The sequence below is a fragment of the Prevotella sp. P2-180 genome, from assembly GCF_002251435.1.
In the GTDB taxonomy this organism is placed as follows: domain Bacteria; phylum Bacteroidota; class Bacteroidia; order Bacteroidales; family Bacteroidaceae; genus Prevotella.
Genome location: NZ_NPJI01000112.1, coordinates 21,877 through 33,658 on the forward strand (window position 1 = coordinate 21,877; position 11,782 = coordinate 33,658).

The following is an 11,782-nucleotide window of genomic DNA, read 5'->3' on the forward strand; positions in this document are numbered from 1 at the left end:
TAATTTCTGAAACCACCAAAAAAAACACCCTGTTTTCTTGTATTTATTAAGCAAAATTAGTACTTTTGCATTAAAATTCAAGAAAAATGGCAGGTCTTTACGTACATATTCCATTTTGTAAGTCACGTTGTGTGTATTGTGGCTTCTATTCTACAACACTTGCTTCGATGAGTGAGAGATATGTCGATGCACTCATGTCAGAACTGAGGCTTAGGGAGTCTGAAACTGACGGAAAGTGGCACACTGTATATATTGGTGGAGGCACCCCGAGCACTCTTGGTCCACGGCTTCTCGACCGTTTGTTTTCGGTTATCGACTGTTCGTCGGCAGAGGAAGTAACCATCGAGTGCAATCCTGACGATGTAGACAGTGGATTTGCTGCATTCCTGTCTTCATTGCCGGTAAACAGGGTGAGTATGGGTGCCCAGACGTTCAACGATGCAAGGTTACGCTTCCTCCGCCGCCGGCATAAGTCTGACGATGTGGCAAGGGCTGTTGACTGTCTCAGGCATGCCGGTATCAGCAATATCAGCGTCGACCTGATGTTCGGTTTCCCTGATGAGACACTTGCCGACTGGCATTCAGACATCCGCAGTGCCATTGCGCTTGGTGTTGACCATATTTCAGCCTATTCACTCATGTATGAGGAGGGCACGCCATTGTATTCCATGCTGGAGAGAGGAGAGGTGACAGAGCTTGACGAGGAAGTCACCCGCGCCATGTACTACATGATGAAAGACCATCTTGAGGCTGCCGGTTACGAACACTATGAGGTGAGCAACTTTGCCCGTCCAGGCCGTCGCTCGCTCCACAACAGCAGCTACTGGACTGGTGTGCCATATGTAGGTTTAGGTGCAGCCGCCCATTCCTTCGACGGGAATGTCAGGAAGTGGAACGTAGACGATCTCTCTATATATATAAATAAGGTGGAAAAAGGCATTCTACCGTCTACTCCCGAACATCTTACTCTTTACGAGCGTTATAACGACATGGTGATGCTGTCGCTTCGCACTCGTGAGGGACTGGACCTTTCGGCAGTAGGAAGTCGGTTTGGTGAGTCGTTGTTGAATTATTGTCTTTCAGCCTCCCGTAGTTATGTAGAGTCAGGCTTGCTAGTAGTGGAATCAGGTCGCATGCGTCTCACACGTTCCGGGCTTTATGTGAGCGATATGGTTATGTCAGACCTTATGAAGGTATAAAAGAAGAGGTATGCTAAAATAGTATGATATTTTAACATTTATTTCTTGTTTAATCAAACAAAAAGTATTACCTTTGCACTCGCAATGCGGTAATAGCTCAGTTGGTAGAGCATTGGCTTCCCAAGCCGAGGGTCGCGGGTTCGAGTCCCGTTTACCGCTCGTATAAAGACACCCCTAATCTTGACAACCTTATCAAAACTAATTTTCATATCTCAAAGTATTAAGCCGCAGCCGATGTAGAATCGCCTGCGGCTATTTTTTTCAAAACCTGGTCATAAATTCTATTACGAACTTGTCTTTCTCTGAAGGTTTTGCAATGGCACCGTCTCGATAAAAATATTTCTCGTAGTTTATTCGTATGTCCGAAACGAATGGAGTTGCAAGACTGATGGTCATTCCGCCAGTCAAGCGGTGGCGCTTGTAGTCGGTGATTGTCAGTTTTCCGTTGTCATCGTAGCTGCTGCCGTCGCTGTGGTCAGTCATCATGTCATATCTTATTAGTGGCGACACCTTCTTCACCATGCTTTTCTTGTTTTTCACAGCTATGTCGTAGTTGATGAAAGAGTCGAATGAGTGAACGTCGTTGAAGGCATTTCCTCCGTAGTGTTTGAAGAGGTATTCAGCTTCCACGTGCCATCCTTTTGCATGCCAATACACTCCACCGTCGTACATCATCACCGCATGGTCGGAGGGTTTAATTTTTTGTGTGCTCAATGTCACATTAAATCCCTTAGGTAGGAACAGCTGCGCCTTGGCAGAGAAGTTTACAGACTTTGTCCAATAGTCTTTTTGGTCTGTAAGTCCCGACCCGTTGAACAGTCCAGCCTCAAGCACGACAGGACATTCCCCTTGAAACTTATATCCTAATGTGGCACCCACATCTCGTACGTTTCCCACCTGCTTAGCTATGAACGAGCGGTTGGCAAAGTATTGCTGATGCGGGGAGCGGTGGGCGTCGATGGTGAATGGCACACGAAACTGACCAATTGTGAAGTTGAGTCTGTCAACAGGGGTAATCCTGGTGTAAGCGTCGAGCATTTTGATTTTTCCCTCGTCAGAGAGGTCTATCTCAGCCTTGTAGCTTACCATTGGCACCACTTTTCCCGTGATGCTTATTCTGGCATTTCTTACTTCGAATCTTCCTTCGCCCTCTTCTGTTTGGTATTCATATTTACCACGAATGGTACCATGTATCTCAGGCATAAACTTTTGTTCCTTTTCGCTTTGGTTTGTCTGAGCCATGGATTCTGACGACGAGAATATCGCCATTGTAATAGCAGCCAATGTAAATTTTGTTTTCATAATTTTGAGGTTTCGAATAATATTTTCGGCTGCAAAGTTACAATATGTTTATTACATCTTTACTAAACAGATGTTACAATCCTGTTACAAAACCAACTACGATGAGACTCTCGACTGGGTGCGCGCTGCCGGACGTGGTATCGCCTTGAACCGTACTTCTTATCACTATAACAAGACCATCTGGAGCTACGACGGCGAGACCGATTGGCAAGACCTGCGCCACAACCGTGAGGTGGGTAACTGGATGGGGACTTTCATTTTTCCTCTGTTTTTCTTGGTTATTATCCGGAAATGGGGTATCTTTGCACATTATTACAATATAACTATGAAAAGACTGACAACAATTGTAGCAGCTCTGCTCGTGCTGCTCGCTCCGGCTCTCGGAGCAAAGAAAGCGAAAAAGGCGGTTGAGACCGACCGACAGTACTGGTGCCGACAGGCATATAAAATGGCGCAGCCTGTGCTCGAAAACATGGCAAAGGGCGAACTGCAGAAGAACATGCAGACAGAGTTCAGCCCCTCGTTCGACTCCCGCGACAAAAGAGTGGTCTACATGGAGACCTTCGGACGACTGATGGCTGGCATTGCACCTTGGCTCACACTGCCCGACGACGACACTGCCGAGGGACAACAGCGCCGACAGCTGCGCGAGTGGGCTTTGGCAAGCTATAAGAACAGCGTTGACCCGCAGTCGGGCGACTACCTCTGCTGGGGAGTGGCAGGACAGAACCTTGTAGATGCCGCCTACATTGCCGAGAGCTTCCTCCGCGCCTACGACCAACTGTGGGTGCCACTCGACGAGGTGACAAAGCAACGCTACATTAAGGAATTCCAGAAACTCCGTTCCATCGACCCACCATATACCAACTGGTTCCTCTTCTCGTCCACCATCGAGAGCTTCCTGGCAAAGGCTGGGGCACAGTACGACGAGTTCCGCGTAAACACTGCCTGCCGAAAGGTTGAGGAATGGTATATCGGCGACGGATGGTATGCCGACGGCCCTGTCTTTGCCTTCGACTACTACACAAGCTACGTGTTCCATGCCATGTATCTTGAGACACTGCAGGCTATGGTGGATGCCAAGGCAAACACCCGCATTGACTACAAGAAATACCACGACCGCGCCCTGAAGCGAGCACAGAAGTTCTCAATCATTCTCGAGCGTTTCATCTCGCCCGAAGGCACCTTCCCTGTTATCGGACGATCAACGCCATACCGCCTTGCCGCCATGCAGCCCTTGGCACTGATGGCTTGGTATCAGAAGCTACCCAAGGATCTGGGCAACGGACAGGTGAGAGCTGCCTTGACAAAGGTCATGCACCGCATGTTCGACATCCAGCAGAACTACAACGAAGGTGGCTATCTCACCATCGGCTTCTGCGGATCTCAGCCAGAGACCGCCGACTGGTATACCAACAACGGTTCGCTCTACATGACCTCACTGGCGTTTATGCCTCTCGGTCTTCCTGCCGACCACGACTTCTGGACTTGTCCTGCCGAGCCATGGACACAAGTAAAGGCATGGGGCGGACAAGCCTTCCCGAAAGACCACCGCTGGGCTGACGACATACAGACAAAAGACAAGTGGTAAGTGAAAAAAGAAAATTATCATTAATCAAGTAATAGTGTATTTATTACACATCTAAAACCATGATACTTAGGTATTATGGTTTTTTTTTGTACCTTTGCACCCCAAAAAGAAAACACAATGCCCCATGGATAACGTTTCAGTAAAGAAAAACCTCTATCGGCTCACGCTGCCCATCTTCATCGACATCGCCCTCGTGATGCTTCTCGGAGCAGTCGACACGGTCATGCTCTCGCGCTACAGCGACAATGCGGTAGCGGCAGTAGGACTCGACAACCAGCTCATCTCGTTCGTCTTCCTCATCTACCAGTTTGTGTCGATGGGAGCCGCCATACTCTGCGCCCAATACTATGGCGCAGGCTATCGCACTCGCTTCATGCAGATAGTAGGCATAGCAGTGGTTGTCAACACATTGCTCGGCTTATCGGTAAGCTGTGCCCTATGGCTTTGGGCAGAACCCATACTCACAGCCTTTGGTCTTAGGGAAGACCTCATGGCCGACGGAGTACGCTATCTTGAGATAGCCGGTTCGTTGTCGTTCTTGCAGGCCATCTCGCTCACGTTCAGTGCCTCACTGCGTTCTACTGGCAAGACCATAAAGCCCATGATGTCCACTGTGGCGGTAAACATACTGAATATCCTCGGCAACTACGCCCTTATCTTCGGCCACTGGGGCTTCCCCGCCATGGGAGTGGAAGGTGCGGCATGGGCAACGGCAGGCAGCCGCCTCGCTTCGGCAGTCATCCTCGCCTGTTTCATGACAAGCGTATGGCGCACGTCGGTGAAGGAGAAGAAGACACTCAACCTCACTCCCCGCGGCATTGTTTTCCACACCCTCCGTGCCTCCTATTTCGTCATCAGTCTACCATTTAAGGTAGTGTTTCGTTCGGCGTCAGCCGCCCGCAGCATGTTGTCGTCCTATCGCCGCTATTTCAGCCCCTTCCCTTGGCAAGAGATAAAAACCCTCTCCCACATAGGCATCCCCGCCATGAGTGAGGAGATGTCATATTCACTGTCGCAGATAGTCATTACCTATTTCATAAACCAGATAAGCACCGAAGCCCTCACCACTAAGGTATATTGTACTACCACCATCACCTTCGTCATCCTTTTCAGCACGAGCATTGTGCAGGGAGGCGACATCCTTGTTGGTCATTATATAGGTCAGCTGCGCTATCGTGCCGCCTACATCCTTGGCAACTATGTCTATCGCATGGGCACCATTCTCACGCTCATTGTAGCAGCCATACTTGCAGCCTGCGGTCATACCCTCCTTTCATTACTCACCGACAATGCCTATATCATCACCACTGGCACTTGGATATTCCTCATTGACTTTTTCCTGAGCTATGGCCGTGTGAAAAACATCTTTGCCTGCGGTACCCTTCGAGCCACAGGCGATGCCATCTATCCTGTGTGTGTAGGAGTCATCTGTCAGTGGTCGGTAGCGGTAGGCGTAGCCTGGCTTCTTGGCATTCCGTGTGGTTTTGGTTTGCTCGGCATTTGGTTTGCATTCTGTCTCGACGAAAATCTCCGTGGCATCATCCTCATGCGTCGTTGGCATTCGCTGAAATGGCGAGGCAAGGCCTTCGTGTAGGATAAGGGGCAAACCTTAATTTTTAAACCAAAGAGATAAAGAGTATTTGTATAATGATAGAGGTTAAACCTCTTTTCCTCTTTATCTCTTTGGTTTAAATAAATCCACGGCGACACCATGCGTCAATTTTGCCTCGTAAATGCTCCAAAAACTCCAGTTTTAGCCCCAAAATCGAGCTGATTTGGAAGGGTCATAGTTGGTAAATAAGTAGTGAGTGGGTATGAACTTACTGCTAACACGGGGTAGTTATTAGCGTGGCTTATAGGCAAAGTCATTTACGGTACCTGTTTCGGAAGAGAAACTGATGCCTACATTGTATATCTTGCGCTTGTCGGCGGCGTATGGCAGGGCGTAGCCCTTTTCGTCTATCTGTTTCAGGGCGATTTCGGCAGTGGAGTTGAGCTTGAACTCGAAGATATAGACATAGTCGGGACACTCCAACACGCAGTCGATGCGACCTTGGCTCGTCTCCTTTTCAATGTAGGTGTTGTATTTGCCGAGCAACTGGAGGATGAGATAGAAGGTGTACTGGAAATGGCGCTCACATTCCCTTGCGTCCTGCTTGCGCTGGAAGCGGTAGGAGATGTTGGAGAGGAAACCGGTCAGCTGGAGTTTGAATTTCTCGAGGTCACCCGCTTCCAACGAGTCGCTTACGTCGTTGAGCCACGTGGAAGGACTGCTTGTGTCGCCAAAGTAGTCGGACGACAATGCTGCCACCATTCCGCTGCGCACTTCCTCGTTGGGGAAGTCGAGCAGATAGGTGTCGCGTCGGCGGTTGTAGCCCTTTATGGTAAAATATCCGCTTTGGTAGATCATTGGCAGCGGCCTTTGTCTCGTTGCCTTGTAGTCAACAAACTCTGCGGCAGGGTATTCCTTGCCTGCCAGTTCGTTGATGTTCTCGTTGTTGTTAACCAAGAGGCGCATGAGGTATGTCGGGGTGCCGGTGGAGAACCAATAGTCCATAAATTTTCGTTTTTGGAAACAGTTCAATAAACTGAACGGATTGAACACATCAATCATTCCATCACTGAAATGGTAACCGTCATATTTCCGTTTCAGCTTTTCTATTGTCTCTTCCTCTGTCATGCCGTTCATCTCACCAAGTTCCTTTATCTGATCCTTGAATACAGACAACAGTTCTTCTTTGGAGATGCCGCAAAGCGCATCGAAACGGGAGTCACAACTGATGTCATTAGGCTGGTTGAATCCGCTGAACACGCTGACCTGCGAGAACTTGGTCACTCCCGTCAGCAGCACAAACTGCAGATGCTTGTCCGTGAGTTTGAAAATGCTATAAAAGCCTTTAAGTATCTCACGGTTATAGTCCTCAAGAGTCTTTATATCTCCTCCGACAACAGGTGAGGGTATGCCAGTGTTCATCACGTCGAGCAGCGGCTTGTCGTATTCGTCGATAAGAACGACAACACGTCTGCCCGTCTTCTCGTGGGCTTTTTCGAAAACGTAAGCCAATCGGTCGCCATAGGTGTTGGCAAGCTCATCCTTACCATATTTTTCCTCACATTTTGCGATGAAGGTCTCAATGGTTTCCTTTAGCTCCATAGGCGAGGTGAAGTTCTTTCCGTTGAAGTCAATATGGAACACAGGATATTCCTTCCACTCCTTCTCCAGCGCGTCGATGGCAAGACCGCGGAACAGTTCCTTGTGTCCGAGGAAATAGTTTTCGAGTGTGGAGACGAGCAGGCTCTTGCCGAAGCGGCGGGGGCGGCTTAGGAAGAATATCTTCCCCTTGCTGACAAGCTCATAAACCAATGCCGTCTTGTCAACATAGACATAACCATCCTCACGTATTTGCTCAAAGCTTTGTATTCCTATAGGGTACTTCATAATCAAGCATTTTTTTTATTTTTGCCGCAAAGATACATTATTAATTTCATTTCTCCAAAGAAAACCACAGTTTTTTATCTAAAACCCCTATACCCACCACTCGCCCAGTCAGCTCCGCTCCCATCGCGCAGCCTCTGGGAGCGTGGGCGTCTCGCCTGCGGCCATAGCGAAGCCCCTCATTGCTGTAGGACACTGACCTGTCCCCTGTCCTGTATTTAGTGATAGAGGTTAAACCTCTTTCCCTCTTTATCTCTTTGGTTTAAATAATACCCTTGATAGTTTTTTACCAAAGAGTTTAAGAGTTTAAGAGTATTTGTATAGTGATAGAGGTTGAATGCCAAGGCATTTAGAGCTTATAGAGAGCTGCGCAAAACCTCTTTTCCTCTGTCGCTTGCGACCTACTCCATCAACCAAAAAACTCTTTTCCTCTTTATCTCTTTGGTTTAAATTATTCAAAAATATAATCTCAAATGTTATAAAATTTTCAGGAGGCAGGACACTGCCCTGTCCCGTACAAAAAGCCTTCCGCCTGTGTTGTTATATGACACATGGCGGAAGGCTATGAAACTTCACAATTGATTTTTATGTGTGGATGTTATTTCTTGATGTTGGGGAGTTCAAGACCGTAGTTGTGCTTCTTGTCAATGAGTTTCAGATAGCCAGCCAGAAGCAGGGCCGCCACTCCGAAGCAGGCGAAGATGACGAGAGGCACGGTGTAGTTGTATGGTATGAACTCGGCACCAGATTCCTTCGCGGCAATGACTGCGGGATTGTCGGCGTTTGAACTTGCTAGAACGCTACCGATGAGCATTGGCACGAAGCAGAGACCGAAGTTCTGAACCCAGAAGATGAGACAGTAGGCACTGCCAAGCACCTTCTCGTCGATAATCTTCGGAACACTGGGCCAAAGGGCTGCGGGAACGAGGGCAAAGGAGATGCCGAGCAGCACGATGGTGGAGTAGGCTATGAGGTAGCTGTGGGTGGAAGGAAGCACGAAGGCGAAGATGAGGTGACAGGCTATGAGAAGTATGGCTCCCCACATGAGCATAGTGGCTCCCTTGCCCTTATGGTCGAGATATGAACCGAGGAACGGGGTGATGACAGCGGCTCCGATAGGGAACCAACGGAAGATGTTGGAGGCGTCGGTGGGCGAGATGCCGTCGAGGTTGCACTGCAACATGTTGGCTCCGTAGCGCTGGAAGGGGAAGATGGCTGAATAGTAGAGCACGCAGAGGAGTGCCACTACCCAGAAGATGCGACTGGTGAGGATGTTTTTCAGGTCGGAAGCCTTGAACTCCTCTTCGCCGTCGCCACCCTTGCCTGAGATGCCGAGCTGACGGTCAAGCTTGCGGTCCATGATGCAGAAGACGGTGAATGTGATGAGACCAATGAACAGCAGGGCTGTGCAGAAGCCTACGGGCGCTGACACAGTGCCCATCTTGTCGGCAATGATGGGGGAAATGGAGAAAATGGCAAACACGCCTACGCGGGCTATTGCCATCTCAAGACCCATGGCCAAGGCCATCTCCTTGCCCTTGAACCACTTGGCAATGGCCTTTGACACTGTTGTTCCCGCCATCTCGCAGCCGCAACCGAAGATCATGAAGCCGAAAGAGGCGAGCTTGGCGCTTGCGGGCATGGTTGTCCACCAAGAGTCGAGCCACTGGGCGAGGCCTGTGCCTGCGAAAGAGTCGCTGATGGCGTAATATTTGATGCAGGCGCCGATGAACATCATGGAGGCTGAGAGCTCGCCTGTGAAGCGGATGCCGCACTTGTCGAGGATGATGCCTGCCACGATGAGGAAGCCGAAGACGTTGAGAATGTACTCGCCGGCGGCGTAGGTGCCGAAGACGTCGGGACTCCAGCCGCGCTCTTGTTCGATGAGTGACTGAAGCGGTGACATCACGTCGACAAACATGTAGCCGAAGAACATCATCGAGGCTACGAGGACCAGGGCAGTCCATCGTGCGGCTGCGCTGTCGCTTAGTTTTTTCTGGATTATTTCTGTCATATTTCTTTTATTTATTTAAGTTCTGAATGGGCTTAACCTTAAGAAGTTAAAGAAGTTAAGGAAGTCGCATTACTTCAGCCATCGGTCAAGCCAGTTGAAGAAGGTGCGCTGCCAGAGGACTCCGTTCTGGGGCTTCAGTACCCAGTGGTTCTCGTCGGGGAAGATGAGGAGCTCGGCGGGGATGCCGTGCATGCGTGCTGCATTGAAGGCTCCCATGCCTTGGTTGTAGTTGATGCGATAGTCGAGCTCGCCGTGGATACAGAGTATTGGGGTGTCCCATTTGTCGATGAACTTATGTGGTGAGTTCTCGTAGGTGCGACGGGCGGAGTCGGTCTGACTCTTGTTCCAGTAGGCGTCGTCGTACTCCCAGTTGCTGAACCATGCTTCTTCGGTATCGGTATACATCGACTCGAGGTTGAAGGCTCCGTCGTGGGATATGAAGCACTTGAAACGCTTGTCGTGATGACCGGCGAGATAGTATACTGAGAAGCCGCCGAAGCTGGCTCCTACGGCTCCAAGACGGTCGCGGTCGACATAGGGAAGATTGTCGGCTGCATCGTCGATGGCTGCGAGATAGTCGCGCATGCACTGTCCTGTCCAGTCGCTGCTGACTGCCTCGTTCCACTCATGGCCGAAGCCGGGTAGACCGCGGCGGTTAGGTGCCACGATTACGTAGCCGTGGGCTGCCATGATCTGGAAGTTCCAGCGGTAGCTCCAGAACTGGCTTACAGGGCTTTGCGGGCCGCCTTCGCAGAAGAGCAGGGTGGGGTATTTCTTGTTTGGGTCGAAATTTGAAGGCAGGATAATCCATGTGAGCATGTCCTTGCCGTCGGTGGTCTTCACCCAACGCTTCTCTACCTTGCCGAACGAAAGTTGGGAGAGGATGTGGTCGTTTTCGCGGGTAACCTGTGTTATCACGGTTTTCTTCACATCCTTGCCAGGGGTGACGATGTAGATGTCGGTGGGCGCGGAGAAGCTCTGGCGTGTGGCGAGCAGCTTCTTGCCGTCGTTGGCGAGGGATACGCTGCCGTAGTCTGCCTCGTCGTCGGTAATCTGACGAACGGTGCCTTTCAGGTCTACCTGATACATATTGATGCATCCGTGCCATACGCCGATGAACGAGAGGGTCTTGGAGTCGGCATTCCAGCAGAATGCGTCGACGTTGGAGTCGAACGAGGTGCTGACATAGTTTTTCTCGCCTGTGGTGAGGTCGTAGACGCAAAGGCGGTTGAGGTCTGCCTCGTAGCCGTCGCGAGCCATAGACTGCCATGCCACATAGCGTCCGTCGGGCGAGAACTGTGGGTTCTGGTCGTAGCCAGGATTGTTTTTGAGGTTTTCTGGAGCGTTCACCGCCTGGTCTTTCAGTGTGTGTGCAGCAACCACTTTTGGAGCCTTGTAGTCGGCTGGCTTGCAGAGGTTGCGTGTCTCGCGCGTACCTATATTATATAAATATATGTCGGAGTCGGTGGAGATGGCATAGTCGAGTCCTGTCTTCTTTCGGCATGTGTATGCTATAGATTTAGAGTCGGGGCTCCATGCCAGCTGTTCGATGCCGCCGAACGGTTCCATAGGGCACTCGTAGGGTTCTCCCTTCATGATGTCGTAGCCTTCGGTGATGCCATCGGCAGTGACCTCGGCGATGTATGGGTGCTGCTGGGTTTCAACATAGTGGTCCCAGTGTCGATACATGAGGTCGGTGACGCGGCGTCCTGTGGCTAGCGGCAGGTCGTCGGGGTTTTTCTTTATTATATCGTTGAAGGGTGAGGTTTTGACAAGTATTACCTTTTGTCCGTCGGGTGAGAAGCGGAAGGCGTCTATTCCGGTCTTGTCGTGTGTGAGTTGTCGGCGGTCGGTGCCATCGGGATTCATCGACCATATTTGTCCTCCGGTAAGGAAGGCGATGCGTTGTCCTCCCTCAATCCATGTAGGGTCTGTTTCGTTTTTGGCACTTTTGGTCAGTTGTCGGCGGTTGTTGCCGTTTGCATCTACTATGCATATGACCTGATGTCCCTTGTTTGCCTTTACGCTGTAGTACCCCACCTGATAGACGATGTTTTTCCCGTCAGGTGCGGCTTCTGCTGATGCGATGCGCCCCATCGCCCACAAGGCTTCGGGCGTCATAAGGTCGCTTTGCAGTTTGATGTTGTTTTTCCCGATGTTCACGTTCTCCTGTGCATTAGTAGGTGCAATAGCCGCGGCGATGGCTGCGGCTATTGCTAAGGTTCTTAAAATGTTCATAA

Annotated in this window: 7 protein-coding genes and 1 tRNA gene; 4 read left to right on the plus strand and 4 right to left on the minus strand. The window is 50.2% G+C overall.

All coding sequences use genetic code 11. The annotated features are described in order from the left end of the window. Window positions 1–86: 86 nt before the first annotated feature. On the plus strand, window positions 87–1,199 hold the full coding sequence (gene hemW, locus CIK98_RS16710; RefSeq protein WP_094386277.1) for a radical SAM family heme chaperone HemW: 1,113 nt from the start codon (window positions 87–89) through the stop codon (window positions 1,197–1,199). A gap of 86 nt (window positions 1,200–1,285) precedes the next feature. Beyond that, window positions 1,286–1,358 (plus strand) — tRNA-Gly (locus CIK98_RS16715). A 102-nt stretch (window positions 1,359–1,460) separates the two neighbouring features. Here CIK98_RS16715 and CIK98_RS16720 read toward each other — a convergent pair. Continuing rightward, window positions 1,461–2,501, minus strand: coding sequence for a porin (locus CIK98_RS16720; protein ID WP_094386279.1), 1,041 nt, complete (start codon window positions 2,499–2,501; stop codon window positions 1,461–1,463). 325 nt (window positions 2,502–2,826) lie between these two features. Between CIK98_RS16720 and CIK98_RS16725 the strand changes: the two genes are divergently transcribed. After that, a complete protein-coding gene (locus tag CIK98_RS16725; RefSeq protein ID WP_094386341.1) occupies window positions 2,827–4,092 on the plus strand; it encodes a DUF2264 domain-containing protein in 1,266 nt (421 codons plus the stop codon). Between the two features lie 124 nt (window positions 4,093–4,216). Further along, window positions 4,217–5,686, plus strand: coding sequence for an MATE family efflux transporter (locus tag CIK98_RS18825; protein WP_253249772.1), 1,470 nt, complete (start codon window positions 4,217–4,219; stop codon window positions 5,684–5,686). Window positions 5,687–5,935: 249 nt separating this feature from the next. Here the strand turns inward: CIK98_RS18825 and CIK98_RS16735 are convergent, their stop codons facing one another. The 3 genes from CIK98_RS16735 to CIK98_RS16745 all read right to left on the minus strand — a co-directional run bounded on the left by CIK98_RS16735 (window position 5,936) and on the right by CIK98_RS16745 (window position 11,780). Then, entirely contained in the window at window positions 5,936–7,531 is a 1,596-nt protein-coding gene (locus tag CIK98_RS16735) for an ATP-binding protein (protein ID WP_094386281.1), read from the minus strand. 595 nt (window positions 7,532–8,126) lie between these two features. After that, window positions 8,127–9,542, minus strand: a complete 1,416-nt coding sequence (locus CIK98_RS16740; RefSeq protein ID WP_172410005.1) for an MFS transporter — start codon at window positions 9,540–9,542, stop codon at window positions 8,127–8,129. A gap of 69 nt (window positions 9,543–9,611) precedes the next feature. Beyond that, complete coding sequence (locus tag CIK98_RS16745; RefSeq protein ID WP_094386346.1) at window positions 9,612–11,780, minus strand: S9 family peptidase; 2,169 nt, start codon at window positions 11,778–11,780, stop codon at window positions 9,612–9,614. Window positions 11,781–11,782 lie beyond the last annotated feature (2 nt).